Below are 26,341 nucleotides of genomic sequence, written 5' to 3'. Positions count from 1 at the left end.
CGTCCGGTCCGAAGAGATTCACTAAAGGCGGGACTGTCGACGGAACTTCTCCTTGAGGGTCTGACGGTTTTGCAGGGCGTCGCGCAAAGCCTCGACCGACACCTTTGCAGCGTCTTCGAGAATGGCGTCCTTGACCACGGCGTCGGCGGCGCGCACCAACTCGCCTTGGCTCAGCCCGTCGAGCGCGGGCGCAAGCTCGGACCAGGACTTGGCTGCAATCTTGAACTTGCCGAGCCGACGTTCGATGATTGCCCGCGCGGCGGCAGCATCGGGCCGCGCATATTCGATCACTTCGTCGAAGCGACGTGCCAGCGCTTCGTCGAGGATTTCAACATGGTTGGTCGCGGCTAGGACGAGACTGTCTGTCGAGTTGGGTTCCTCCATGAAGGCGAGCACTGAGTTAAGCACGCGCCGGATTTCTCCAACGTCGTTCGGTTCGCCGCGACGGGCACCGATGGCGTCGAACTCGTCGAGGAGATAGACACCGCGCGTCTGCGCGATCTGGTCGAACAGCAGCCGCAGCTTGCCGGCAGTCTCGCCGAAATAGCGGCTGAACAGGGATTCCAGCCTCACCGTGAACAGGGGAAGTCGCAGTTCCCCGGCAAGTGCCGAAGCCGTCATGGTCTTTCCCGTTCCTGGCGGCCCCACAAGCAGCATATGCGTCGTCGGCGTTTGCCCATGCTCGCGAAGCGTTGCCCGCTCCTGCTGCTGGCGAACGACCCGCATCAGGCGCGCACGAACATCGTCAGCCAGCACCATGCTCGCCAGCGTGATCTTGGGATAGCTGCTCTCGACGAGGCCCTGAAGTTCGCCGCGCGGCCGGGCCAGCGGGATTGGCGTTTGTCCGCCGGCCGGCGTTCCATTCCGTTGCCGGTCCCGCGCCTTCTGAACGAGGCGCTTCAGCTTATCGGCCTGTTCCGTGTGCCCCTGCCGGGCCTCCTGGGCTGCAACCTGAAGCGCGATCGAGAGAAATTGTTCCTCGTCCCCTTCGATATGGGAGTTCAGGAGCGCGAGAAGGTGCTTGGTCGACATACTCGCCTCCTTTCTTCGATTGGGCTGGACTCAGAATGACTACCGCCGCCTAAGATGGGGTAAAGGCGAACAAAACACTAACGGAACAGGGCGGGAAACGCCAGAGTCACCGGGATAGAAGGCTGGGGGATTCGGCTATTACGGGCGGGAAACCGCCGGCGCCGTTGCGGTGTTCATATCCGGCTGATCTGCCCTCCGCGCCGACGGCAGGAACTCCAGTCTATAGGTCATCGAGGTTGACCGGCACGCCCGTCTCGCCGGCCCGCGCCTTCGCGATCTCGATAAGCGCCTGGTCGTCGAGCGCATCCATCATCGCCTCATAGGTGCCGGCTGGCACCATATACGCCATGACGCGGTTGCGATTGAAGATCGCGACCGCGCTGCCGCGCGCACCATCGACAATGGCACTCGGATTCTTCTTAAGGTCGGAGACACTCACGGCGATCTCGGCTTCGATACGCTGCATGGCCAGGCCCTCGAATGACTGCACTGAAATCAGTTCAGATTTCAGTGCGGAATTTCGATCTATAGAGCGCATCGCCGCTCTCCATGCCAGAGGGTCGGAAGGCAGGGACGGCGTTTTCCTGCCGCAGGCCGGAATTATTGTGGAGGCGCTCCCGATAGAGCCCTAAGCAGCCACCGAACTTTCTACGCTCCTTTTGCTCGTGCTAACAACCTGACTTGGGCGAGACGTTCTTCAAGCTCGCAAGGCAGAACTGGAACGACGCCGGCGACAACGCACCTGACGCTGACGGGTAGCACTTGGGAACTAGGGGACACGACAGATGCTCACCGACGTGTTGCTTGAGGAATTGCGCTACAAGGGCGAAGGTTCCGATCTGGACTACAAGGCCGAGCGTTATCCGTTCGCCAAGGCCACCGATGACGAAAAGTCGGAGCTTCTGAAGGACATCCTCGCGCTGGCCAATGCGCATCGGATCGGAACCGCCTACATCCTGATGGGGTTCAAGGAGAAGCCACCGCATCCCGCGGAAGTGGTCGGACTGGCTCCAGAGGGCGCGATTGATGATGCCCGTCTCCAAGAGTTCGTGAACGGGAAGCTGGAGACCAAGCTCGACTTCCGTTACGAGGAACGGTTGTTCGATGGCAAGCATATCGCCGTGATTTCTATTCCGAGACAGCAACGGCCTTTCTACCTCAAGAAGAACTACGGCAAGTTGTCCAAGGAGGAGGTCTATGTGCGCCGGGGGAGCGCTACTGCGATCGCTGCACCCCGAGAGATCGCGATGATGGGAGCAGCCAATACGGCGAGGGCTGAAGCCCAGATTTTGCTGTCGTTTCAGACTCCGGAGAACCAGCCGCTGCCGGATGCCTTTGAGAGAGAGTTCCTGATTTTCCCAAAGGATTTGCCTGATCTCGAACCAGATCGAAGCAGCATGTTTCGCGTTCCTGGCCTGAGCGTCAATGAAAACTACTGGCGAGACGGAGCATACTACCATTCGAGCTGGAGAAGAGTAATACAAGCTCGATTATCGTTGGAAAATCAGTCTGAATACTCGCTCGGAGACACGCACCTGGAAGTGACATGCCGTTGCCCGGAGGGTGAATCCGTGTCGCTGCTTCGCGCCGACCACATGCCCGACGAGCCAGACTCCTCCTATTTGGCCCACATCACCTCCAACTTTGAGCATGCCAATCAGCGGGTGAGCATTGACGAGCGAGGCAGCGAGCCGGTGGCACACGTCGCATTGGGAACGATACGGCCGGGCCAGACGATTCGCGCTGAGGAGGATCTGGCGTTGTTGCCATCAGGTCCGGGCAGTTATCTTGTTCAGGTTCGTGTCATGGCCAATGAAATACCGACCCCGCGACTGATCGAACACCCGTTTGAGGTTGCCGGCCCGGTGACGGAGGTTAGCCTGTCGGACTTCGTTGCGTTGATGCAACCTTCCTCGGACGCGAACGAGGACTGAGCGCTCCATGATGACGACTGATGGCGTATCGTCCGAAGCCAGACCACTAGGCGGAACGCTGCGACAGATCGGTGCGCTTCGCCTTGCTGAATCCTTTGTCGGTGGCCATGAAGCGCTGGAGCATCGGCGCCACCAGCTTCGCCGGATCGAGCGCGGCAGTCTCGCCGGCGGTGCGGGCGAGGATCTCCGCATAGGCGACGAGATCGCGGTGGACGGCGGCCGGCAGCTCGACGGTGATCTTGACCGGCCGGTCGTCGGGGATGGCGGAGAGCTTGAGCTTGGTCATGACGGCTCCCTCGCCGCGCCGTAGGGCTGCATCACAAGATCGCGCTGGACGATCACACGGACCGGGAAGCCGGGCCTCACGGTGAGCGTCGGCTGGATGTTGAGCTGGCGGCGGACGATCTGCTGGCCGATGTCGGAAGCGGTGTCCTGCGCGCTCTCGCGGATGGCGCGGGCGATCTCGCTCTCGTCGCCGATGGCGAGCTGCGTGCCGACGCCGAGCAGCGTCGAGAGCGCGGCCGCGCGGAAGAGCTGGCCCCAATGATAGTCGACCTGATCCTCAAGGCCGGAGAAGCCCTGCGGGTCCGTGCCTTGCAGCCGCTCCAGCACGATCGAGGTTCCGTCCGGCATGACGATGCGGTTCCAGACCAGCAGGACACGGCGCTGGCCGAAGGCGACCTGGCTGTCGTATTGGCCGATCAGCCGCGCACCCTGCGGGATCAGGAGGTACGATCCGGTCGGGCTGTCGTAGACATGCTCCGTCACCTGTGCCGTGACCTGGCCCGGCAGATCGGAGCGGATGCCGGTGATGAGAGCGGCGGGAATGACGGCGCCGGCCTGAACGACCCAGGGCGACGCCTTGTCCTGCACGCGGTCGGTGCTGACGGTGCGGCGGTCCGTCTCCGCGTTCACGAAGGCGAGCTTGCGGTCCTGCATGTTCTGCGCGGAGCCGGGATCGAGCGAAGGCGGCTCGGCCGGAAGGGTCAGGCCGGTCATCGGATCGACGGCGGGCCTCGTGCCGAGGGACAGGCCGTCCGTCACGCGCTCGCCGCGGCTGTCGGTGAACAGCCTCGCGGTGCGGGCGGCCTCGATCTCGGCGAGGCGGCGCTGCTCCTCCGGATCGGCCTGCGGGGTCTGGATCGCCGGCGGCGCGACCGGCCTTCCTTGCTCCTGCGCGCGGCGGATCGGTCGGCCGAGATCGCCAGGCAGCGCCGGCCCTAGCTCCGGCACGTCAGGACGCGGCAGGCCGGTGTAGTCGCGGGGAAGGCTCTGCAAGCCGTCCGCCGTCGAGCGGTTCTCGGTGCTGTAAAGCTCGGAAGGCTGCTGTCCGCCGCGCCGGCTCGTGTCGAGCGCCCAGACCAGCGCGCCGAGGACCGCGACGGAAGCGACGCCGCCGAGGCCGATCAGCACCTTGCGCGAAAGCCGGGTGACGCGCGGCGGCTCGGGCCGCAGGCGCAGCTCGGCGCGGATGTCGCCGCCGGGAGAGGTATGGGCGTCGGTCATCGCCCTTCTCCCCTGGCGAAGATCGCCGGACGGCGCGCCGCCGGCCTGCCGTCCGTGCGGACGATGCGGACACGGCGCTGCGCTTCCTTGTCGCCCATGCGCAGCTCGGCCGCCGCGAACAGCCGGTCGACGACGTAGTAGTTCTGGTTGGCTCGGTAGTTGACCAGCTCGGAGTTGCCGGACGGGCCGATGACGAAGAGCGGCGGCATCTCGCCCTGAGCGATGCCGGACGGGAACTCGATATAGACCTTGGAGCCGTCGTCGAAGGCGCGAAGCGGCTTCCACGGGGCGCTGTCGCCCTCGATCGCATAGCGGAAGTTGAGCCTGGAGATGTCGACGCCGCTCGCGACGGGCTGGACCTGGGCGGCCCTCGCGTTCTGGCGGCGCAGCGCGATGAGCTGGTCCTGCGGATATTGCCATGACACCGACGCCATATAGGTTGAGGGTGTCGAGCGCAGCTCAAGGTGATAGGTGCGGCGATCGGTGTTGATGACGAGGTTGGTCTGAAGATCGGGCCGCGTCGGCTTGACGAGGATATGGACTTGGCGGCGATCGCCGCTGCCGCTCTCGGTGTCGCCGATGATCCAGCGCACCGTATCGCCTGCGGCGACGGGGCCGGAGCCGACGAGCTGCTCGCCGTGCTGGAGCGCGATGTCCGTGACCTGGCCGGGCGCGGCATAGACCTGATAGAGCGCCCCGGCCGAATACGGATAGACCTGCACGGCATTGATGAAGCCGTCCCGGACGGGCTGCATGCGTGCGGCTTCGTTGGCCTGGGTGATACGCTGGCGCGGATCGGCCGGCTCGGGCTTCGCCGCGGCTCCGTCGACCGGCTTCAACTGGCCGGGAAGCGGAAGCGGCTTAGGCGTCTCGACGATGCGGACCGGACCGGGCGGATCGGCCGTGAGCACGGCCGGCGCGGCATCGTCGTAGTCGATCTCCGGCGGAATATACTTCCTGGCGCAGCCGGCGAGCGCCGTCGCCGTCACCAGCACGACCAGCGGCAGCGAAGTCCTTCTCCTCAAGGCCCCCATCATGATCCCATCTCCCTCGACCAATTGATTGCGTTGACATAGACGCCGAGCGGATTGGCCCGCAGGCGTTCGGCGGTGCGCGGCGGCTGGATCACCACGGTCAGGATCGCGGTCCAGCGCTCGGTGGCGGCGAGCTGGCCGTTCTCGTATCGGCGCTCCGTCCAGGCGATGCGGAAGGAATCCGGCGAGGCGCGGATGACGGACGAAATCTCGACCGCAACCTGCTGCCGGCCGACGCGCGCGAACGGATCGTTGGACCTGGCATAGTCGTTGAGCGCGATTGCGCCGCGATCGGTGGTGTATTCATAGGCGCGCAGCCAGTTCTGCCGCACGATGATCGGATCGACCGGAATCGCGCGGACCTGCTCGATGAAGCGGCCGAGATGCCATGCGATCTGCGGATCGGTCGGCCGATAGTCGGCCACGGCCGAGGCGACCGCCTGGGCCTCGCCGAAGCGGTCGATCTGCACCACCCAGGGCACGACGGTCCCGCGCGTCGACTGCCAGACGAGCGCTGCGGCAAAGCCCCCGGCGAGCAGCAGCGATCCGAAGGCCATGAGCCGCCAGTTTCGGGCCTGCGCGCGGGCCGAGCCGATGCGCTCGTCCCAGACCTGAGCGGCTCGTCTGTATGGGGTTTCGGGTTCGGGCGTGCGCGCATAGCGCACGGTTGGTCGTTTGAAGAGGTTCATCCGCGGTCGTCCTGATTGAGAGAGACGTTCATGGAACCGCCGCCGGAATCGCCGGAGCGGACCGCATGGGCGGCCGCGGTGGTTCCGTGGCTGATGGTCTGGCCGCGCTTCATGCGCGCGGCCCATGCAGGCTGTCCGGAAGGCGCGGCGGCTTCGGCGGCGCTGCCTGCGCCCGACGCCATGCCGGCGACTTGTGACTGGCCGCCGGTGGCGGTCCATGCGCCGGCTTGCCCGGAGCGGAAGCTGGACCGCATGGCATCGGCCGCGCGCGACATGGCCTGACGGGCGGGTTGAGCAGCGGCGGACGCGCCGGCCTTGGCGACACCCCCGATACCGGCGGCGACGGCGCCCATGCCGGACTGGCCGGAGGTGGAGGCGGCCAGCCCGTAGGCGGCCGACGTGCTGCCGGCGAGATGCGCGCCGCCGCGTGCGGCAGCGGCCGACATGCGCCCACCAGCCCCGATCGCCGCAGCACCACCGCCGGCCGCCGCACGCGCGCCCATATAGCCCGCCGCCCCCATACCGGCCACCGCCAGGCCGGTGCCGACGGCCGCGCCTGCGCCGAGCTGCGGCGCACCGGAGACGAGGCCGGTCGCGATGCCGGGACCGAAGATCGACAGGCCCATCAGGGCGAGAGCGCCGAGCGCCAGCGACATGGCGTCGGTGATGGTCGGCTCGGGCGGGAAACCGGAGGTAAACTCGCCGAACAGGCCGGAGCCTATGCCGACGATCACGGCGAGCACGAGGATTTTCACGCCGGAGGCGACGATGTTGCCCAGCACCTTTTCCGCGAGGAAGGCGGTCTTGCCGAACAACGCGAAGGGAAGCAGGACGAACCCCGCCAAGGTGGTGAGCTTGAACTCGATCAAGGTCACGAAGATCTGGATCGCCAGCACGAAGAAGGCGATCAGCACGATCGCCCAGGCTGTCATCAGCACGACGATCTGGACGAGGTTCTCGAAGAAGGACAGGTAGCCCATGAGATCGCCGGCGGCCTCGAGTATCGGATTGCCGGCGTCGATGCCGACCTGTGCCACGCGGCCGGGCTGGAGAAGCTCGGCGCCGGAGAGCGAGCCGCCGCCGGCCTGAAGGCCGAGACCGGAGAAGCTCTCGAAGACGATGTTGGCGAGCCAGTTGAAGTTGCCAATGATGAAGGCGAAGAAGCCGATATAGAGGGTCTTCTTCACGAGGCGCTGAAGCACGTCCTCGTCGGCGCCCCAGGCCCAGAACAGGCCGGCAAGGGTGATGTCGATGACGATCAGCGTGGTGGTCAGGAACGCCACCTCGCCGCCGAGCAGGCCAAATCCGGAGTCGATGTAGCTGGTGAAGACGCTGAGGAAGCGGTCGATGACGCCGACATCGTTCATGGCCGGACGCGCTCCCCGGACGATTCCAGAAAGCGGCGGCGGCTCTCGACCCATGCTCTTTTGCAGGCGGCATCGTCGGCGGCCGCCATGCCGAGGTCGCGGCAGCGGACCAGCTCGGCATTGGCGGGCTCGCCGCCCGGATCACGGAGGCGGGTGGCGGGGGCGTCATCCTCCGAGCCTGCCTCGCGCAGCGCAGCGACGGCAGCAATCATGGCTGCGCCGATGGCGAGGACGGCGATCATCCGGGCGGCGATCTTCAGGTCCATCGTGTGCGTGTCCTCAGTCGTTGAACATGCGCACGCTGGACGGGCTGTAGTCGCGGCCGGACATGAAGCGGCCGAACTGCTCGCGGGCCTGCTCCTGCGCAGCCGCGCGGCGGGACTGCTCCAGCGCCTCGGCGCGACCCTGCGCGGCCAGCATGGCGGTCAGGTCGGCGATCTGACTCGCCTGCACGGCGAGCAGCTCGTTGCCTGCCTGGGTCGCCTGAAGGATGCCGACCGCCGACTGGCTGGCGCCGACCAGCGATCGGGTCTGCGCCTGCGTGCCGTCGATATTGCCCACGGCGGTCGCGCCGGCCTTCAGCGAATGCTCGTAGGCCGAAAGCGACTGCTGCCAGCGCTCGCGGGCGGCGGCGACAAGCTGCTCGCCGGTCTTGTCGCCGGCGAAGTCGCGATAGGTCGAGGAGAACTGGCTCTCGATGTCCTGCACGCTGTAGGCCAGCCGCTCCGCCTCGCCGAGCAGGCTCTTCATCTCCGAGAAATTGCCTTCGATCTCGGAGATCATGGAGGTGGGCAGGCTGGTGAGATTCCTCGCCTGGTAGAGCAACATCTGCGCCTCGTTGGCGAGGGACGTCACCTGATTGTTGATCTGCTCCAGCGCGCGGGCGGCCGAGAGAAGATTCTGGCTGTAGTTGGTCGGGTCGTAGACGATGCGGCCGCCGAAGAACTGCGCGTGCGCGGGCACGGTGACGGCGACGATGGCGGGCGCGGCGAGCGACAGCGCCATCGCGCCGGCGAGCGCGCGGCGAAGGTGGGCGTGTCGAGTGGTGTGTGGCATGGTCAAACCTCCTGTTCGGGTGACGGGTGGACGGGATCGGTCTCGCCGGCCGTGCCGGTATCATGCGAGGCGATCGGCGCGTCGGTGACTGCGGATCGGTCGATGACGTTGGAAAGCTCGGGCACGAGTTCGGCCGCCCAGGCGAGGCCGTTGGCGTGGAGCCAGGCTTCGAGGAAGTAAGGCCGCGAGCCGTCGCGCAGCAGCTCGTCGATCAGCGCGTGGGCGGCCTTATCGGAGGAGGCGCAGAGCGCCAGCGCGATGTGGCCCAGCCCAAGCTCGAACAGGCGGTTGCCGCGCCGGGACTGGCAGTAGTAGTCGCGCTTCGGCGTGGCGCGGGCGAGGATCTCGATCTGGCGGTCATTGAGGCCGAACTGGCGATAGACGGTCGCGATCTGCGGCTCGATGGCGCGCTCGTTGGCAAGGAAGATGCGGGTCGGGCAGCTTTCGACCAGCACCGGCGCGATCGGCGAGGCTTCGATGTCCGCGAGCGACTGCGAGGAGAAGACGACGCTGACATTCTTCTTGCGCAGCGTCTTCAGCCATTCCTTGATCTTGTCGGCAAAGCCGCCATCGTCGAGAGCGCGCCAGCCCTCGTCGATGATGAGCAGGCTCGGCCGTCCGTCGAAGCGGGCCTCGATCCGGTGGAACAGATAGGAGAGCACGGCGGGCGCAGCCCTGGTGCCGACCAGCCCCTCGGTCTCGAACGCCTGCACCTCTGCCGCGCCGAGATATTCGTGCTCGGCGTCGAGCAGCCGGCCATGCGCCCCGCCGATGCAGTATGGCCGCAACGCCTGCTTGAGTGCAGTGGATTGCAAGAGCACGGTCAGGCCGGTGATGGTGCGTTCCTCAAGCGGCGCGGAGGCGAGCGAGGTCAGCGCGGTCCAGATGTGCTCCTTCACCTCCGGCGTGATGGCGACGCCTTCGCGCGCGAGGATGTCGACCAGCCAGTCGGCGGCCCATGCCCGCTCCGGCGTATGCTGGATGTGGGCGAGCGGCTGGAGCGAGACCGAGGAGGACTCGGCGTCGTCGGAGAAAGAGCCGCCGAGATCCTGCCAGTCGCCGTCCATCGCCAGCGTTGCGGCGCGGATAGAGCCGCCGAAGTCGAACACGAAGACCTGGCTGCCGGGATAGCGACGGAACTGGAGCGCCATCAGTGCCAGCAGCACCGACTTGCCGGCGCCGGTCGGCCCGACCAGCATCAGGTGGCCGACGTCACCGACATGGAGCGCGAAGCGGAACGGCGTCGCGCCTTCGGTCTTCGCATAGAACAGCGGCGACGCGTCGAGATGCTCGTCCTTCGCCGGTCCTGCCCACACCGCCGACAGCGGGATCATGTGGGCAAGGTTCAGCGTCGAGATCGGCGGCTGGCGGACATTGGCATAGACCTGTCCGGGGATGGAGCCGAGCCATGCTTCGATGGCGTTGACGCCCTCGACGATGCAGGTGAAGTCGCGCGACTGGATGACCTTCTCGATCAGGCGCAACTTCTCGTCGGCGATCGACGGGTCGGCATCCCACACCGTCACCGTGGCGGTGACGTAAGCCTCTCCGACCTGATCGGAACCCAGATCCTGAAGTGCGGCGTCCGCGTCGGCCGCCTTGTTGGCCGCGTCGGTGTCCATCAGCACCGACGCCTCGTTGGTCATCACCTCCTTGACGATGGCCGCGATCGACTTGCGCTTGGCGAACCATTGGCGACGGATGCGCGTGACCAGCCGGGTCGCGTCGGTCTTGTCGAGCATGATGGCGCGCGTCGACCAGCGATAGAGGAAGGCGAGCCTGTTAAGGTCGTCGAGGATTCCGGGGAATGTCGTCGTCGGGAAGCCGATCACGGTCAGCGTGCGCAGATGGAAGCCGCCCAGGCGCGGCTCCAGCCCGCCGGCGAGCGGCTGGTCGGCGAGCAGCGCGTCGAGGTGCATCGGCGTCTCGGGCACACGGACGCGATGGCGCTTCGTGGAAATGCAGGAATGCAGGTAGGTGAGCGTCTCGGCGTCATCGAGCCATTCGGCCTCGGGGACAAAGCCCTCGACCAGATTGAGCACGCGGTCGGTGCGGTCGACGAAGCCCTTGAGCAGTTCCCACGGATCGACACCGCTGCGCTCGCGGCCCTCGTAGAGCCAGGATTCCATGCGGGAGGCTTCCTCGGCCGGCGGCAGCCAGACGAAGGTGAGGAAATAGCTCGACTCGAACAGCACGCCGCTGTCCTCGAACTGCTCGCGGCGCTCGATGTCGACCAAGGCGGATGCGCTGTCGGGAAACCGGCTGTCGGGATAGTCGGTCGCCGGATTGCGCTGCGCCTCGACGAAGATCGCCCAGCCGGAGCCGAGCCGGCGCAGGGCGTTGTTCAAGCGCGCGGTCGTGCCGACCAGCTCGGCCGGCGTGGCGCTGTCGAGGTCGGGGCCGCGGAAGCGCGCGGTGCGTTGAAAGCTGCCGTCCTTGTTCAAGACGACGCCGGGCGCCACTAGGGCCGCCCAGGGCAGGAAGTCGGCGAGGCTGGCGGAACGCTTGCGGTATTCGGAGAGATTGAGCATGGCCGCCTCACACGCCGAGATGGGTCGGGTAGCGCAGGTGCCGGCGCACCACGTCGACGAACAGCGCATCGCGCTTCGCCGCCCAGACGGCTGCGAAGTGGCCGATCGCCCAGATGGCGAGGCCGGCGATCCAGAGCCGCAGGCCGAGACCGACCGCGCCGGCCAGCGTGCCGTTGAGAATTGCGACGGCGCGCGGCGCGCCGCCGAGCAATATCGGCTCGGTCAGCGCCCGGTGGACCGGCGCGAAGAAGCCGCGAACGTCCTCGTCCATCAGCGATCCCGGCATCACGCCAGCGCCCCGCCGCCGAAGGAGAAGAAGGACAGGAAGAAGGAGCTGGCCGCGAAGGCGATCGACAGGCCGAACACGATCTGGATCAGCTTGCGGAAGCCGCCGCCCGTATCGCCGAAGGCGAGCGTCAGGCCGGTGACGATGATGATGATGACGGCGACAATCTTGGCGACCGGCCCCTCGATGGATTCGAGGATCTGCTGAAGCGGCTCCTCCCACGGCATCGAGGAGCCGGCCGCCCAGGCGGGCGCGGTGTAGAGCAGCCCGGCGGCGGTGATGCCGGCCGTGCCGAGGCTGTCCAGGAACGTGCCGGAAAGCAGCCGGCTGCGCAGGCTGCGGATCGGATCGGGCTTCGTCGTCATGCGGAGTCTCCTTGTGTGGGGCTGGGGGTTTCGAGCGTTGCGTGGAGGGTGCGGTAGTCGCCGGTGGCGGGATCGAGCCCTTCGACAAGGGCGATCTCCGCGAGGCGGCGGGCCGAGCCGCGACCGGAGAGCACGGCGATCAGGTCGATCGTGTCGGCGATTAGCGCACGCGGGACCGTGACCACAGCCTCCTGTACGAGCTGCTCCAGTCGGCGCAGCGCCCCGATCGCGGTATTTGCGTGGATGGTGCCGATGCCGCCCGGATGGCCGGTGCCCCACGCTTTGAGCAGGTCGAGGGCCTCGCTGCCACGAACCTCTCCGATCGGGATGCGGTCTGGCCGCAGCCGCAGCGACGACTTCACGAGATCGGAGAGCGAGGCGATGCCTTCCCTGGTGCGCAGCGCCACGAGGTTGGGCGCGGCGCATTGCAGCTCGCGCGTGTCCTCGATCAGCACTACGCGGTCGTCGGTCTTGGCGACTTCGGCGAGCAGCGCGTTCGTGAGCGTGGTCTTCCCGGTCGAGGTGCCGCCGGCGACCAGCACGTTCTTGCGCCTCTCGACCGCGAGCCGCAGCACCTCGGCCTGGGTGGCGGTCATGATGCCGGCGGCCACGTAGTCAGAAAGGGTGAACACGGCGACGGCCGGCTTGCGGATGGCGAAGGCCGGCGCGGTGGCGACTGGAGGCAAAAGACCCTCAAAGCGCTCGCCGGTCTCGGGTAATTCGGCCGAGACGCGTGGGTTGCCGGGATGGACCTCGGCGCCGACATGGTGCGCGACCAGGCGCACGATCCGTTCGCCATCGGCCGGCAGCAGCATGTCGCCGGTGGCGACGAGGCCCTCGCGCAGCCGATCGACCCAGATGCGGCCGTCCGGGTTCAGCATCACCTCGACGATAGATGGGTCTTCGAGATAGCGGGCGATGGCCGGGCCGAGCGCGGTGCGCAGCATCCGCGCGCCTCGCGACAATCCCGCGCTCTGGCCTTCATTCTGATGACGATGCGCCGGCATTCCGCCCCCGTTTCCGGCCATCCGCACTCACGGTCGGATGGCGACGGGGACAATCAAGAAAGGCACAAACTATGGGTGGGCAACCAGATTATTTGCGATTTCGTAGCCGGTCGTAGGCGAGCGAAAAAATACTTGAAGCATGCGGCGGCCGATCTGGCGTCGATCACGTGGAAAAGCCCGCCCGGCCGAATCACGCTCAGGGCTTCAAGGCGTCGAGGAAGGTCTTCAGCACGGGATTGATGTTGTCCGGCTTCCAGCAGGCGATGTATCCGAGACGTGTTGCCCCGTTGCCGTCGTGCAGCGGGCGGAACACTACGCCGAGGCCCGAAAGCCCGACAGCGGATTCGCATTGCAGCGCGATGCCCTGGCCGTCCGCGACCTCGCTCAGCAGGCTTTCGCGGCTGAGGCGGCGAGTGATGATCTCGGGGTGGTCGGACGGTGCGGCGAGGTGGCGAAGCAGCACGGCACGGATGTCTGGGCCGGGATCGTGGTGGGTGATGATGAAGCGCTCGCGCTTCAGCTCCGGCCAATAGATGACCGGCTTCTCCGCGAGCGGATGGTTTTCCGGCAGGGCAACCACAAGTTGATCCGACCAGAGCGCCACAGTTTCCAGAGTGTCGCACTTGCCGGCATCGCCGAGGATGATCGCGGTATCGAGTGTGCCTGAAAGCACGCCGGCCGATAACTCGACAAACGGCGACTCGACCAACTCGACCTCGATCTTGGGATAACATCGGCGGAAGCCACGCAGAGCTGTACGGAAGCCTCCCGTAGAAAGGGACTTATAGAACCCGACGACGACTCGACCGAGCTTGCCAGCAGCACTCGCCCGCATATGTTCGCCCAGCCGCTCGGCTTCTTCAAGGATGCGTCGGGCCGCGACAACAAATTCCTCCCCTGTCGGCGTCAGTCGCGCCCCGGCTGTGGAACGGTCGAACAGCACGACGCCCAACTCGCTCTCCAGTTCCTTGATGCGCTTACTAACGATCGGCTGCTTGACGTTGAGCTCGTGCGCGGCGGCACTGAAGCTACCGTTGCGGGCGGTGGCGACAATATAGCGGAGGTGGCGCACTTCCACCGATTATCCTCCAACGTTTGATGCGCTGCGCTTTTCTTTCGAAAAGCGTGCTCAGGTCCGAAAGTCGATTTGCAGTGATAAAACCTCAAGCCCCTTGAGCATCAAGTTTCAAAGCTGTGTTGAACTAGAAAGAGCCCCGAGGAATTAGCCCCCTTAGACAGACGGGAAACGCAGGAGAATGCTCCCGGCATCACTCGGCAGTTCTGCGGCCCTGTTGACATCGCCTAACATCCTGTTCGGCGCGCGTCACAAGGGGATGAATGTCGTCTCCCGATACCTTGAAATGGTCGGTCTGGAGAGCTTCGAGAGACGCTATGAGCCCGACTTCGTCGCCGCCGCTCCCGGTGACACCGTCACCTTCGTTCCGACCGACAAATCCCACAATGCCGAGAGTATCGCGGGGATGTTGCCTGCCGACGCAAAGCCCTTCAAGAGCAAGCTCAACGAGTAGGTCACTATCAACCTCGAAGGGGAAGGCCTCTATGGGGTCAAATGTACGCCGCACTATGGCATGGGGATGGTGATGCTGATCTCAGTGGGCGCCCCAACCAACCTAGAGGAGGCCGGAGCGGTGAGGCATCCGCCCAGGGCCAAGCAACTTTTTGACGAGCTCCTAGCCGCCGTTCCGACCACCTAGCGCAGAAGAATATGTGGATGGGGCGAACCCCATTTGCGCTCGCCAACTAGGCGACTTCTGCTGCTCCTATAGAATACCCGATCTGTTGCGTTCGAATCTGGGAGGCCGACCGGGAGAATCAGGAGCACGAATCCGGCGGCCAGAGTGTGTGAAGGTGCTCCCAGAGTCCAGGTCTTGCGTACACTCAGATTTTCAGCGTCGGTTGACGCCGCCAGCCCCGTCCGACCCGCTTGCTGGCGGCAACAAGCGCATTGACATCCAGGTAGCCAGGATCGTTTACACTCATGATGGAGATGAGACCCGCTCTTTCTTATCGGATCGAGAGATGGCACAGGGAAAATTCCGCCTGCCGACCGGAGTGTTGATGGCATCTGCAATTCTTGCCGGGATGAGTGCCGGCGCAGTCGGCGTCTACGTGTTCGGTGGCCCTTTTGGTAGCGGGCGGCAATCAGCCACCGCCTCCGATCGGACCCAAAGCTGCCCTGCGCGTGACGACAAGATCGCGGCTGTCGACAAGGCTGCCCAAGGAGAGGTGGCGGCGATGCTTCCGGCCGATCCTCCGCTTTCGATGAGCAGCCTCGCGTTCAACGGGCCTGATGGCGCTGCCATGACTGTCGCGGAGCTGGCCGGCAAGACACTGCTCATCAATCTCTGGGCGACGTGGTGCGCGCCCTGCCGGGAAGAAATGCCCGCCTTAAACGAACTGCAGGCCACGATCGGCGGCCCGGACTTCGAAGTGGTGGCCGTCAACCTCGATACCGGCGGCGATGAGAGGCCGAAGGCCTTTCTGCAAGAGATCGGCATCGACGAGCTCACCTATTATCGAGACTCCACGCTCGCGCTCTTCAACAACTTGAAGCGCCGAGGGCTCGCCATCGGCCTGCCGGTTACGTTGTTGGTAGACGAGGAGGGATGCCTTCTCGCCCACATGAATGGCCCTGCCGAATGGGCCAGCGACGATGCCAAGCGGCTTATCGAAGCTGCGATGTGAACTGCTGTCAGGCTGTCCAACCTGGCCGGTTGCGCGAATATCGAGCTAGAGTTGCTGCGACACAGGCGCCGTCACTCCGCTGGGACATCCGATCGGGCGAGTGCGATCCGATTTCGACTCGGCGCGCCGACCCGAAACCGACGATCGAACAGCGATATCGCGCCACCAGCCATCATCGCCACGCCGCCGAGCCAGAGCAGCAGCACCAGCGGCTTCCACCATACGCGCACCACGACGCCGCCATCGGGGGTGGGGTCGCCGAGCGAGACGTAGAGCTGGCTGAATCCGCGGGTGGCGATGCCTGCTTCCGTGGTCGGCATCTGGCGCGCGGTGTAGAGACGCTTGGACGAGACTATCTCGCCGCGTTGCCGGCCATCGCTGTCGAGATAGACGAAGCGGCCCTGCTCCTCGGTGAAGTTCGGGCCGCGATGCGGCGCGATACCATCGAAACGCAACGTATATCCGGCGATCGGCATCGTGTCGCCGGGTTGCATCACGACGATTCGCTCAATCTCAAGCGAGGTGACGGCGGCGATGCCCAGCACCGTCACGCCCAACCCGAAATGTGCCGCAGCAGTGCCGTAAACCGAGCGCGGTAGGCCCTTGAATCGCTTCCACGCCACTGCCGCACCCACGCTGCCGATGCCTGCCTTCAGCGTCAGATCGGTCAGCGCGCCCAGCATCAGCCAGACGGCAAGGCCGACGCCGAATGCGGCGAGCGCCCCTTTGCCTTCCACGAAGAAGAAGACCACGAGCGCCGTCAGCAGCGCCGCGCCGAGGGCGAAGTAGAGGCGCTGGGCCACGGCGTAGAGGTCGCCGCGCTTCCAGGCCAGCAGCGGCCCGAACGGCACGGCCAGAAGCAGTGGGATCATGAGGGGGATGAAGGTGAGGTTGAAGAACGGCGCGCCGACCGAGATCTTGTCGCCGGTGACCGCCTCGATCAGTAGCGGATAGAGCGTGCCGATCAGCACCGTGGCCGCCGCCGTGGTCAGGAACAGGTTGTTGAGCACCAGTGCGCCCTCGCGCGAAACGGGGTGGAACAGCCCGCCCTGCGTCAGTGTCGAAGCGCGCGCGGCGAACAGCGCCAGCGAGCCGCCAATCAAGGCGATCAGGATCATCAGGATGAAGACGCCGCGCGCCGGATCTGTGGCGAAAGCATGGACGGAGGTCAGCACGCCGGAGCGCACGAGGAAGGTGCCGAGCAGAGACAGCGAGAAGGTGAGGATGGCGAGCAGCAGCGTCCAGATCTTCAGCGCCGAGCGCCGCTCCATCACGATCGCCGAGTGAAGAAGCGCAGTGCCGGACAGCCACGGCAGGAACGAGGCGTTTTCGACCGGGTCCCAGAACCACCAGCCGCCCCAGCCAAGCTCGTAGTAGGCCCAGTAGGAGCCCATCGCGATACCGCCCGTCAGGAACAACCAGGCCGCAAGGGTCCACGGCCGCACCCAGCGCGCCCAGGCGGCATCGATACGGCCCTCGATCAGCGCCGCGACCGCAAAGGAGAAGCAGACCGAGAAGCCGACATAGCCGAGATAGAGCAGTGGTGGATGGATCGCGAGCCCGATGTCCTGCAGGATCGGGTTGAGGTCGCGGCCCTCGATCGGTGCGGGGTTGATTCGAGCGAACGGGTTCGATGTGGCGAGAATGAACAGAAGGAAGGCGGCTCCGACCAGACCCTGCACAGCCAGTACATTCGTGCGCAGGCTGGCCGGTAGATTGTCGCTGAACCACGCCACAAGTGCGCCGAAGAATGCCAGGATCAGGACCCAGAGCAGCATCGAGCCCTCGTGGTTTCCCCAAACCCCGGTGACCTTGAAAAGCATCGGCTTCAGCGAATGCGAATTCTCCCAGACATTCTGAACGGAGAAGTCCGAGGTGACATAGGCTGCCGTGAGCGCGGCGAACGACAGCGCGACGAAACCGAAAACCGCAACCGAAGCCGGCCTGGCAACGGCCATGAGGCGATCGTCGCCCAGTTGCGTGCCGATCCACGGTATGAAGAATTGCACCGTGGCCAGAACACATGCCAGCACGAGCGCGAAATGTCCCAACTCAACAATCATGGCGATGTCCCGAGCAGCCTCCGAGGGGCAATACAGTTGGAGATCGCGCGCGCAAACCGTTTCGCCGCGACGGGGCGGTCCGTACGCATGAGCACCGGGTTCGCCAACGCCAACTCCCTTCTCCGATCAACAGCCAGGAATGGCGGAGCAAACCGATGTCGCCGACCCGACCAAGCCCTTTATGCAACCTCTAGCAGGATGAGGTGCAAGAGCCCGACCACGTCGCTGAGGTCCCGGCAACCGGCCTCGGCTCTAGGGTTCACCACCGCTCGCCCGCGTTGTCGCGCTTCCCCGCCGTCGGATAAACACGTACGGCACCGCGCCAAGTACGAACACGCCGGCGAACGTCAGATAGACGGCCCAATCATATTGAGTGGCCAGCAGGAGTGAGGTCACCACTCCCAGGACCGCCGTCGGCGGCACGTTCGCGATCGATGGCAGCCGGAAAGGCCGCTCGAGGTCGGGCTGTGTAAACCTCAGGACGATCACGGCCGTATTGATCGCGGCGAAGACAAGGGTCACTCCCAGCGAGGACAGGCTTGCGACAAACGCGATTTCCCCGACGGCTACGAAGGCGCATGCGATCACGAGATAGATCAGTGCGGCGATCCACGGGCTGCGACTGAAGCCCAGGGTTCTGGATAGGGGACTGGGAAGATCGCCGTCGCGGGCCATGCCGAAGAGGAGCCTGCTCCCCGACAGCGAGGAACTCACGACGGCGTTCGCGGTAGCGATGAGGGCGGCAGCGATGATGATCATGCCGAAAGAGCCGCCCAGTTGCGCGGCCGCATCGGCGAGCGGAGATTGGGAACCTGCAAGACTGTCGGCGCTCATCAGGCTCAGAACTCCGAAGATCACGGCCATGTAGACGACGGTGGTGATGCCCAGCGCGATCATGAAAGCGCGCCACAAATCGCGGTCGGGACGCTTGGCCTCTTCCGAGAGGGAAGCCATGTGCTCGTAGCCGGAGTAGATAAAGAACAGGATAGCCGCACCCTGAAGGATGCCGGCGGGATTGTCGGGCCAGACCGAGACGTCCTGCAAGCTCCTGCTGCCAGATGGTATGGCGAACAGTGCAAAGCCCACGAGACATGAAACCTGGAGAACGGTCAGGGCCGCGCTGACGAAAGCCGCCTTGCCGATCCCGGCAATATTGATCATCGTGGCGACGCCCATGAGCGCAATGGCAACGATGACGGGCGCAAACGGAAGGAGTGTCTGCGCGTAGTTGCCGAAGGTGAGCGCCACCGTTGCCAGGGTAGCCGCGCCATGAACGGCGATGAACAGCCCGATCATGAACGCCAGAGCCGGAAACGAAGGAAACGTCTTACGCAGGAAGTTATGTTCCGCACCAGCACCTGGAAGCGCCGAGGCGATTTCAGCATAGGACAGGCCGGAAAATGCCGATATCACGGCGGCAAGCACGAAGCTCAGCCAGATGGCATCGCCCGCTGCCCCGGCCGCCGGCGCGATGACGGAATAGATCCCGGCACCGATGATCGTGCCGACTCCATAGAGCGACAGCCGTACAACGCCGAGCGACTTGGCCAGCGCTGGATGCTCGTTTCCGCTGCTCGACATCTTTCCTCGCATCCTTGCCTCGATCGGATATCTCGAACGCCGTTCGTGCGCTTCCGACAAAACGGTCAGTGGATTTCTAGGACCTCGACCTGCTAGAGGTTCAACCGAAAACGACAACTGCCGAGGGATCGGGTCTCACCACGCGGCGAGAGACACGGCGTCAAGGCAAGATCTCTATGCTGGTTCCCGACCCTACCGGGCCCGAGTGCCCGATAGAACATTCCCCCTTGCTCCTCTAGCGACTAGAGCTGCTAGCCTTCTCGATATCGCAGCCGAGCCACAATGTCTGTACCCGGTAGTGTGCTGGTCACAGGTAGATCAACCAGAATGCCATCGCGATGGGGTTACCAGGCAGTCTCGGCAGTGCATTCATCGCGCAAGGGCTTCGGCGGTTTCAGTGAAGCTTTCGTCGCCTTGCCAAAAGGAGTCGAAAAATGGCGACCATCAACCTTTCGCAGTCCGACAAAAGCGGTAGCGGCTTCGGCTACAGGGAACTGCCTTTCCTCCTGCCTTACATTGTGTTTGTCCTTCACACGCTATAAGAGCTGCCCGGATTTGCGGCCTGGGTCACAAGGAACTTCGGGCCGGAGACCACCGAGGCTTTCGCAGCGAACCACATACCGCTTTTTCTCCTGGTGCTGGTCTGCGCGTGGAGGGCGGGGGCTGCCCAGTGGGTCGTGCTGACGATGGCCTTTCAGTGGCAGTTTTTCGTCAACGCCTTCTTTCACCTCGCCACCTGGGTAATGTTCGCGGAATACTCCCCCGGAGCCGTCACCGGCGCTGTCGTTGCGATTCCGGCGACGCTCTTTTTTTACATGGATCATCCGTGAAGAGCGAGCAAGCAAGGGAGAGGTCGCGCTGGCCCTCGTAGTCGGAACGATGATTGCCGCCTTGGCGATCGGCTCTTTGTTCGTATGATTTTTCGGTAGGAGCGCGGTATGCACTCCCGCTCCTTCCGACACTTTTTGCCGCTAGACGGGAGCACGTATGGAAGTCGTTGTGCGAGCTTGTTCCAGAATCAGAGCTCCATCGATCCTCGCTCGCTCGGCCAGGAAGGCCTGCAGCTCATCTCCTGCGAGCATTCGCTCCGCCGGCAGACGGACTCGCATCGGGTCCACCTTGGTGTCGTTGACGATGAGTTCGTAGTGAAGGTGGTTTCCGGTCGAAAGGCCCGTCGAGCCTACATAGCCGATTATCTGGCCTTGCCGGACGCGTGCGCCTGGTACCACTCCATCTGCGATCCTGTCCTGGTGATTGAAGGTCGTCTGATAGCCGTTCGCGTGACTGATGATGGTCTGACGGCCATAGCCGCCACTCCAGCCGGCCTGTTCGACGACGCCGTCCCCGGAAGCGATTATCGGCGTGCCTCGTGGGGCCGCCCAATCGACTCCAGTATGAGCGCGGGCGTAGCCGAGTATCGGGTGGCGTCGATTGCCGAAGCCAGACGTGAATCTCCCGTTAGGAATCGGATTGCGGAGGAGAAACTGCCGGGCACTACGCCCGCTCTCGTCGAAGTAGCCGATAGTGCCGTCCTGCATCTGAAAGCGATAGAATGCGCGCTCGGCACCACCCATGGTGGCCCGCACGAACAGGAGTTCCGACTCTTGCGTAGCGTTGTCCTCGCCATCAGGCTGTGAAAAGAAGACCTCGATGCTGTCCGCTTGATTGAGACGCGATTGAAGATCAGCATCGGCGGCGAGCAGCCGAACCAGCTTTCGGGTCATGGAACGCGTCAGCCCATGAGAAAAAGCGGCTCGGTAAATTCCGTCATAGAGGGTTGGTGGATCTTCGCGGCTGTACATAGCGGGCGGGTGAGTGGTGTCGAAAGCCGCCTGCAACGCGGGGCTAGGCTCCGGCTCGCTTCCTGGCACATACTGCCGCCTATCGTTGAGAGCGACTGTGGACACATGCCGATCTACATCGTAGACGCTCGCGCGCACGATGCGGCTTTCCCCAAGACGCGCCTCGATACCGAGTCGCAGAACGCTGCCAGCCTTCAGCACCGGCGTTCCTAGCATGGTGGAAAGGGCCGACGCCATCCCATCTGCATTAGCGCTTGTGTAGCCTGCCCGCTCCAGCGCTTCCTCAATTTCGCCTTCGGCATGAAAGGGGATGACGTCCTCAGCATAGTCGAGGATGGGATCGCCGCTCCTTGCCCGGATAGCAACCGAAGCATTCTCCGCCACGATCCGAATGCCGGTAGGCCCTTGCAGATCACTTATGGTCGGCGAACTGCCGAAACGCTCAGGGTCAACGAAATGGAGAGCCGCGACCCGCACGTCGCCATCGGTGAGGAGGGCACTGAGATTGCGCACCACGACCTCAACCTCTTCGGCTGACAAATCGCTACTTGCGTCGGAGACGTCGGTCTCGAGAGGAAAATCGATCGTTCGCAGACGGACTACGTTCTCGACGCTGGCGCCGTAGATGATGCCCGCGCTCGAAGTGGGTTGAGCGACTCCTTCCTCGGCAAAAATCTCCAAGCCGTCGAAGGCGGGATATGCGCGGCTCGTCGCATGGCCGGCCGCCAGCGACATCCGGGCCTGGACAAACGGCATCGTGCGCAACACATCGCGGTCGCCCGACCGGGTCATCGTTGCCAGTTCCATCCGTCTGCGGTCGGTCAGACTCGCCAGATTGCGCGGCGGAACGAGTCGACCCGCCTTGGTGGCCAACTGGCTGTCATTGGACCAATCGGCTGAAAGCAGGCTTAGAACCTCGGGCGGCGTGGCAAGAACTTCGCGACCGTCGAGGGCCGCAAACAGCGCCACGCCCATCAAGATACTTGAGGTGACGCCGGTCAGAAATGTTCCCGATAGCCATCGGATCGAGACTTCACGCCGGTCCGGTGGCTTAGTGCGGCCGCCGACAACCAACGGAGGTTCGTTCCCTAACGAAGCAAGGGGGTCATCGACAGACGGCATTTTTTGTGGCTGCTATCCCTCAGGCCTTCACAAGTGTCTCTCATAGCGCGAAGACCATCGTGGTCAACACGCGTATCGCTCCCGCTAGGAGGAACTCCTCCCCGCCGCAAAAATGTTGCTTGTCTTGGAACGCCCCCTATGGGGCTGCACCGACGGCCTCGTTCGCGGCTTTCTGTAGTCCGACTATGAAGAGAATTAGGCTCGAATATGACCCGACCGGTTCAGAGGTTCCAGCCCGCGCACTTTGCGGATCCATTCGCCATCGACGATCACCGTCTGGCCTGGCCAATGCCATGATTGTGGTAGGGCTCCTCATAGAGTCCGCCAAATTGGTGCCTGTTTTAGAGTCCCCGATAGGGGATCAGGAAACCCCCACGCTTTTAGGCGGTGGGGAGGCGGAAGCTCTTGGGCAACTTTTGTGCGCCACGAGCCCTCGAATTGCGGGACGCGACTTTGTGGTCGAGAGCGAAAACCAGTCTATGATGCGCATCGACAGCTTTCCTGCATCGCGCAGTGCCCTGTACCCGTCAGCGCAGTTCGGTTGACGGCCGTCGATCGTGATTTCGTCCTGCGGACACGAGCGAGGGCTTGAACCTCATGCTGCTAGAGGTGGGAACATCTGGCGGCTATCCAACTGACTGGCTGATTCGCAGGGAAACCTCGAGGCCGTACCGGCTGCGAGCGGCTTCACCCGGCAGCGAGAGATCGAAACAATGCCCCAATCGGCCGACAGGCTAACTTTCCTGCGCGCATGGGTCGCCAACCCGCTGCGCGTCGGTGCCGCCATCCCCTCGAGCGCGCACCTCGCTGCACTGATCACCAGGCATGTTCACCCGGGGATCGGGCCGGTAATCGAATTTGGCCCTGGCACCGGGGTTTTCACGGAGGCGCTGATCCGCCGGGGCGTAATGCAAAATGAACTCACCCTGGTCGAGCTGGGCGAGGAGTTTGCTGACATTCTCGCGCAGCGCTACCCCGGGGCGATGATCGTGCGCGCCGACGCTGCGCGTCTATCCATGAGCAATCTCCCCCAACCAAGGCTTCATGGAGCGGCCATCAGCGGACTGCCGCTGCTGGCAATGCCGGCTTCCAAAGTTCTGCGGATTCTTGCCGGCTCATTCAGGCTGCTGGAACCGAAAGCGGGCTTTTACCAATTCACATATGGATGGCGAAGCCCAATTCCCGAAAGCGTCCTTCGACGTCTTGACTTGAAGGTTGAGATGATCGGAACGGAATTCCGCAACTTTCCACCCGCGTCTGTCTATCGGATCAGTCGTTGAGGGTTGGCCAACCGGGCGCGAGCCATGCGACAATGGTGGGTCGAGCTCCGCATCTTAGTTCGCTGCGGTGAGCAAGATCGGAATTGAACCTCAAGCAGGTCGAGGTCCTATAGTCTGTCCCGTGGAACCTTAGATGAAGGCATTGCATGACGAACTCCATGCGACTCTGGGCTATCGACGCCGTCCGCGGCGCTGCTATCGCCGGTGTGGTATTTTTCCACTTCGTCTGGGATCTGGAGTTCACGGGCTTTATCGCCGGCGTCGCCAACCATCCGTTGTGGTTGGCCTTCGGACGTAGCCTTGCCGGCACTTTCATGATCCTTGTCGGTGTCGGTCTCGTATTGGCAGACAGGGCCGGCTTTCAGCCTTCCAGCTACTTCATACGCCTGGCAAAGATCGCCGCGTCGGCCGCTGCGATCACGGTTGTGACGTGGTATGTCCTTCCGGGGACCTTCATCTACTTTGGCATCCTGCACGCGATTGCCGCCGCCACATTGATCGGTACGCTGTTTCTGCGGGCACGCGCATGGACATGCCTCCTGGGTGGCATCGCCGTCTTCTCCATGCCGATGCTTTGGCGGTCAACGATCTTCGACACGCGCTGGCTGGCCTGGATCGGGTTCGCGGAGCAGGTGCCGCCAAGCAACGATTTCGTGCCGATCTTTCCGTGGGTCGGCCTGACGCTGATGGGCGTTGCCGTGGCAAAGTGGCTTCTGTCAGCTGACTTGAATACCAGCTTCGCGAACTTGCTCGCTGCCGGGAAGCCAGCACGTCTGCTCGTCTGGATGGGGCGGCACAGCCTCGCGATCTACCTCCTGCACCAGCCCATCCTCCTCGGGATCATCGTGCCGCTGTCCTGGCTTGCACAACGATGAAAGCTGCCCCCCCTTGCGCGAGCCTGGTTCAAGGATCGACGAGTTTGCCGTGAAGGTGACTGCTGTCCGCGAGGATCTCGATGACGCGACATTCGCTGATCCGGCCCGAAGCGCATTCGTGCATCATCTTCTTGAGCTCGACGCGCAGCAGTTTCAGGCTTGAGATGCGCCGCTCGACATCGTCGAGGCGCGCCTTTGCAATCGCGTCAGCGGCCTCGCATGATTGGTCGGGATCGTCCTGCAATTTCAGCAGCGTGCGGATCGCATCCACCTCGAAGCCAAGTTCACGCGCATGGCGGATGAAGGAGAGGCGGCTGACGTCGGACCGGTCGTAGAAGCGCCGATTGCCGTCGCTGCGCGCGATTCTCCCTAGCAAGCCGATATCCTCGTAGTAGCGGATTGTCGGCACCTTGACGCCGCTCTCTCTTGCTGCCTCGCCGATCGAGTAAGTCCTTGCGCCCATGGTCTTTGCGGTCCTCTTGTTTTTCGCCGATGTAGCACGGTTGAGATGATGCTCAAGGTGCCCGCCATCTCGCCTCCTGTGCTGGGGCCTCGATGTCATGGGGACAAATTTGTCGCATCTAGAAGTCTCGAAGGGTCTTGAAGCTCAAGCAGCGTGAGGTGTTACGGACTCCGGATTGTACGATCGGAGATCGACCGGATCAAAGGAGGGGAACAGAATGTCGGGGTCGCCATCCAGATACGTCCCAAAGTCAGGTATTGGCCGCTGGGTCGATGCGCGCATGCCGCTTCCGCGACTGATCCATGATTCCTTCGTATCCTATCCTGTTCCACGCAATCTGAACTACGCCTATACGTTCGGCGGCATTCTGACACTGATGCTGGTCCTCCAGATAGCGACCGGAATCGTGCTGGCGATGCACTACTCGGCGAGCACCGCAACGGCGTTCGATTCGGTCGAGAAGATCATGCGTGACGTCAATTCAGGTTGGCTCCTGCGATATCTGCATTCCAACGGAGCTTCATTCTTCTTCATCGCCGTCTATCTCCACATCTTTCGCGGACTGTACTACGGCTCTTACAAGGCTCCTCGCGAGCTGCTTTGGATCCTTGGGTGCATCATCTACCTCCTGATGATGGCTACTGGCTTCATGGGCTACGTCCTCCCATGGGGGCAGATGAGCTTCTGGGGCGCGACGGTGATCACCGGATTTTTTACGGCCATCCCCTTGGTCGGGGAGTGGCTCCAGCAGCTTCTGCTTGGCGGTTTTGCGGTCGACAGTCCGACGCTGAACAGGTTCTTTGCACTTCACTACCTGCTGCCCTTCATGATTGCGGGCGTGGTCGTCCTGCATGTCTGGGCGCTGCACGTCACCGGACAGACCAACCCCACAGGCATAGAGGTCAAGCACAAGACGGACACGTTGCCCTTCACGCCTTATGCGACCACGAAAGACGCGGTCGGCATGGTGATCTTCCTGATCGTGTTCGCATACTTCGTCTTCTATATTCCGAACTATCTGGGCCATGCGGACAATTACGTGCAGGCCGATCCGCTCAGGACGCCCGCGAAGATCGTTCCCGAATGGTATTTCCTGCCGTTCTACGCGATCCTGAGAGCGGTCACTTTCAACATCGGGCCTATCGACGCAAAGCTCGGCGGCGTGCTTGCGATGTTCGGCGCTATTGCGGTGCTGTTCTTCGTGCCTTGGCTCGACACGTCAAAGGTTCGCTCGGCGGTCTATCGCCCCTGGTACAAGTTGTTCTTCTGGCTTTTCGCAGCCAACGCCCTTTTCCTCGGGTGGCTGGGAGCGAAGCCTGCGGAAGGCATCTACATACCGTTGATGCAGGTCTCTTCGCTGTTCTATTTCGGCTTCTTTCTGATCGTTATGCCGCTGCTGGGACTTCTCGAGACGCCTCGTCGCGTTCCCAACTCGATCACCGAGGCGGTGCTTGGTAAGGAACCCGGCAATGCGATCAGCGAGCCGGAAAAGATCAAGCAGGTGCAGAGGGCCAGTTGAGTTTTCAGACATTTGCTGTTGGCGCTTCCAAAGAACTGTTCCGACGGTTCCTCACATAGTCTGCTGAGGGGCCGGCTCGACGTAACAACACCCAAGATGAGTTGTGTGCAGTTTTGTGCTATC

The 26,341-nt window shown here is 63.6% G+C and carries 26 protein-coding genes; 8 read left to right on the top strand and 18 right to left on the bottom strand.

Annotation, left to right across the window (positions count from 1 at the left end):
- Positions 1–21 precede the first annotated feature (21 nt).
- Both GTW25_RS03220 and GTW25_RS03215 read right to left on the bottom strand, forming a co-directional pair.
- Complete coding sequence (locus GTW25_RS03220; protein WP_126006846.1) at positions 22–1,032, bottom strand: AAA family ATPase; 1,011 nt, start codon at positions 1,030–1,032, stop codon at positions 22–24.
- Positions 1,033–1,252: 220 nt separating this feature from the next.
- Positions 1,253–1,498, bottom strand: coding sequence for a type II toxin-antitoxin system Phd/YefM family antitoxin (locus GTW25_RS03215; RefSeq protein WP_126006844.1), 246 nt, complete (start codon positions 1,496–1,498; stop codon positions 1,253–1,255).
- Between the two features lie 319 nt (positions 1,499–1,817).
- Between GTW25_RS03215 and GTW25_RS03210 the strand changes: the two genes are divergently transcribed.
- Positions 1,818–2,966 carry an AlbA family DNA-binding domain-containing protein gene (locus GTW25_RS03210; protein WP_126006842.1) on the top strand — a complete coding sequence of 383 codons (1,149 nt, stop codon included), beginning with the start codon at positions 1,818–1,820 and terminating at the stop codon, positions 2,964–2,966.
- A gap of 46 nt (positions 2,967–3,012) precedes the next feature.
- Here GTW25_RS03210 and GTW25_RS03205 read toward each other — a convergent pair whose 3' ends face one another.
- The 12 genes from GTW25_RS03205 to GTW25_RS03150 form a co-directional block, all read right to left on the bottom strand.
- Positions 3,013–3,252, bottom strand: a complete 240-nt coding sequence (locus tag GTW25_RS03205) for a DUF2274 domain-containing protein (protein ID WP_126006840.1) — start codon at positions 3,250–3,252, stop codon at positions 3,013–3,015.
- Positions 3,249–4,472 (bottom strand): TraB/TrbI/VirB10 family type IV secretion system protein, encoded by a 1,224-nt coding sequence (locus GTW25_RS03200; RefSeq protein WP_126006838.1) that lies wholly within the window; start codon positions 4,470–4,472, stop codon positions 3,249–3,251. Before GTW25_RS03200 ends, GTW25_RS03205 begins: the two co-directional genes overlap by 4 nt.
- A complete protein-coding gene (gene trbG / locus GTW25_RS03195) occupies positions 4,469–5,509 on the bottom strand; it encodes a P-type conjugative transfer protein TrbG (protein ID WP_126006836.1) in 1,041 nt (346 codons plus the stop codon). Before trbG ends, GTW25_RS03200 begins: the two co-directional genes overlap by 4 nt.
- Positions 5,506–6,195 carry a conjugal transfer protein TrbF gene (gene trbF, locus GTW25_RS03190; protein WP_126006834.1) on the bottom strand — a complete coding sequence of 230 codons (690 nt, stop codon included), beginning with the start codon at positions 6,193–6,195 and terminating at the stop codon, positions 5,506–5,508. The genes trbG and trbF overlap by 4 nt, the downstream gene beginning before the upstream one ends.
- The gene (gene trbL / locus GTW25_RS03185; protein ID WP_126006832.1) at positions 6,192–7,562 is read right to left on the bottom strand and encodes a P-type conjugative transfer protein TrbL; all 1,371 of its coding nucleotides are present in this window, start codon (positions 7,560–7,562) and stop codon (positions 6,192–6,194) included. Before trbL ends, trbF begins: the two co-directional genes overlap by 4 nt.
- Positions 7,559–7,828 (bottom strand): putative entry exclusion protein TrbK-alt, encoded by a 270-nt coding sequence (gene trbK-alt, locus GTW25_RS03180; protein WP_126006830.1) that lies wholly within the window; start codon positions 7,826–7,828, stop codon positions 7,559–7,561. The genes trbL and trbK-alt overlap by 4 nt, the downstream gene beginning before the upstream one ends.
- Positions 7,829–7,841: 13 nt before the next feature.
- Positions 7,842–8,618 (bottom strand): P-type conjugative transfer protein TrbJ, encoded by a 777-nt coding sequence (gene trbJ, locus GTW25_RS03175; RefSeq protein ID WP_126006828.1) that lies wholly within the window; start codon positions 8,616–8,618, stop codon positions 7,842–7,844.
- Positions 8,619–8,620: 2 nt separating this feature from the next.
- Positions 8,621–11,149, bottom strand: coding sequence for a conjugal transfer protein TrbE (gene trbE / locus GTW25_RS03170; protein ID WP_126006826.1), 2,529 nt, complete (start codon positions 11,147–11,149; stop codon positions 8,621–8,623).
- 7 nt (positions 11,150–11,156) lie between these two features.
- A complete protein-coding gene (locus GTW25_RS03165) occupies positions 11,157–11,420 on the bottom strand; it encodes a VirB3 family type IV secretion system protein (protein WP_126006824.1) in 264 nt (87 codons plus the stop codon).
- Between the two features lie 14 nt (positions 11,421–11,434).
- Positions 11,435–11,800: a TrbC/VirB2 family type IV secretion system protein gene (locus GTW25_RS03160; RefSeq protein ID WP_126006822.1), complete on the bottom strand. Its 366-nt coding sequence runs from the start codon at positions 11,798–11,800 to the stop codon at positions 11,435–11,437.
- Positions 11,797–12,747 (bottom strand): P-type conjugative transfer ATPase TrbB, encoded by a 951-nt coding sequence (trbB, locus tag GTW25_RS03155; RefSeq protein ID WP_201744847.1) that lies wholly within the window; start codon positions 12,745–12,747, stop codon positions 11,797–11,799. Before trbB ends, GTW25_RS03160 begins: the two co-directional genes overlap by 4 nt.
- A gap of 256 nt (positions 12,748–13,003) precedes the next feature.
- Positions 13,004–13,885 carry a LysR family transcriptional regulator gene (locus GTW25_RS03150; protein WP_126006818.1) on the bottom strand — a complete coding sequence of 294 codons (882 nt, stop codon included), beginning with the start codon at positions 13,883–13,885 and terminating at the stop codon, positions 13,004–13,006.
- Between the two features lie 178 nt (positions 13,886–14,063).
- On the opposite strand from GTW25_RS03150, the gene GTW25_RS20550 reads away from it, so the two are divergent.
- The 3 genes from GTW25_RS20550 to tlpA all read left to right on the top strand — a co-directional run bounded on the left by GTW25_RS20550 (position 14,064) and on the right by tlpA (position 15,513).
- Complete coding sequence (locus GTW25_RS20550) at positions 14,064–14,336, top strand: cupredoxin domain-containing protein (RefSeq protein WP_308206221.1); 273 nt, start codon at positions 14,064–14,066, stop codon at positions 14,334–14,336.
- A gap of 6 nt (positions 14,337–14,342) precedes the next feature.
- On the top strand, positions 14,343–14,522 hold the full coding sequence (locus tag GTW25_RS20545) for a plastocyanin/azurin family copper-binding protein (RefSeq protein WP_308206225.1): 180 nt from the start codon (positions 14,343–14,345) through the stop codon (positions 14,520–14,522).
- 325 nt (positions 14,523–14,847) lie between these two features.
- Positions 14,848–15,513 (top strand): thiol:disulfide interchange protein TlpA, encoded by a 666-nt coding sequence (gene tlpA, locus GTW25_RS03140; RefSeq protein ID WP_126006816.1) that lies wholly within the window; start codon positions 14,848–14,850, stop codon positions 15,511–15,513.
- Between the two features lie 71 nt (positions 15,514–15,584).
- On the opposite strand, the gene GTW25_RS03135 is transcribed toward tlpA, so the two are convergent.
- Together GTW25_RS03135 and GTW25_RS03130 are read right to left on the bottom strand one after the other, a co-directional pair.
- Positions 15,585–17,576 carry a heme lyase CcmF/NrfE family subunit gene (locus tag GTW25_RS03135; RefSeq protein WP_235897759.1) on the bottom strand — a complete coding sequence of 664 codons (1,992 nt, stop codon included), beginning with the start codon at positions 17,574–17,576 and terminating at the stop codon, positions 15,585–15,587.
- 252 nt (positions 17,577–17,828) lie between these two features.
- Positions 17,829–19,157, bottom strand: coding sequence for an APC family permease (locus tag GTW25_RS03130; RefSeq protein WP_126006814.1), 1,329 nt, complete (start codon positions 19,155–19,157; stop codon positions 17,829–17,831).
- 545 nt (positions 19,158–19,702) lie between these two features.
- On the opposite strand from GTW25_RS03130, the gene GTW25_RS03125 reads away from it, so the two are divergent.
- A complete protein-coding gene (locus GTW25_RS03125; protein ID WP_126006811.1) occupies positions 19,703–19,987 on the top strand; it encodes an HXXEE domain-containing protein in 285 nt (94 codons plus the stop codon).
- Positions 19,988–20,128: 141 nt separating this feature from the next.
- On the opposite strand, the gene GTW25_RS03120 is transcribed toward GTW25_RS03125, so the two are convergent.
- Complete coding sequence (locus GTW25_RS03120; RefSeq protein ID WP_126006809.1) at positions 20,129–22,081, bottom strand: M23 family metallopeptidase; 1,953 nt, start codon at positions 22,079–22,081, stop codon at positions 20,129–20,131.
- A 713-nt stretch (positions 22,082–22,794) separates the two neighbouring features.
- On the opposite strand from GTW25_RS03120, the gene GTW25_RS03115 reads away from it, so the two are divergent.
- Positions 22,795–23,361 (top strand): class I SAM-dependent methyltransferase, encoded by a 567-nt coding sequence (locus GTW25_RS03115; protein WP_126006806.1) that lies wholly within the window; start codon positions 22,795–22,797, stop codon positions 23,359–23,361.
- 146 nt (positions 23,362–23,507) lie between these two features.
- Positions 23,508–24,236 carry a heparan-alpha-glucosaminide N-acetyltransferase gene (locus tag GTW25_RS03110; protein ID WP_126006804.1) on the top strand — a complete coding sequence of 243 codons (729 nt, stop codon included), beginning with the start codon at positions 23,508–23,510 and terminating at the stop codon, positions 24,234–24,236.
- A 28-nt stretch (positions 24,237–24,264) separates the two neighbouring features.
- Here the strand turns inward: GTW25_RS03110 and GTW25_RS03105 are convergent, their stop codons facing one another.
- Positions 24,265–24,699, bottom strand: a complete 435-nt coding sequence (locus tag GTW25_RS03105; protein WP_126006803.1) for a MerR family transcriptional regulator — start codon at positions 24,697–24,699, stop codon at positions 24,265–24,267.
- Between the two features lie 217 nt (positions 24,700–24,916).
- Between GTW25_RS03105 and GTW25_RS03100 the strand changes: the two genes are divergently transcribed.
- Positions 24,917–26,218 carry a cytochrome b gene (locus GTW25_RS03100; RefSeq protein WP_126006801.1) on the top strand — a complete coding sequence of 434 codons (1,302 nt, stop codon included), beginning with the start codon at positions 24,917–24,919 and terminating at the stop codon, positions 26,216–26,218.
- The last annotated feature ends 123 nt before the right edge of the window (positions 26,219–26,341 follow it).

Origin of the sequence: Aliihoeflea aestuarii (assembly GCF_024105665.1) — a bacterium.
In the GTDB taxonomy this organism is placed as follows: Bacteria; Pseudomonadota; Alphaproteobacteria; order Rhizobiales; family Rhizobiaceae; genus Aliihoeflea; species Aliihoeflea aestuarii.
The sequence above is the reverse complement of the archived record's forward strand: the minus strand, read 5'-3'. Positions and strand labels throughout refer to the sequence as shown.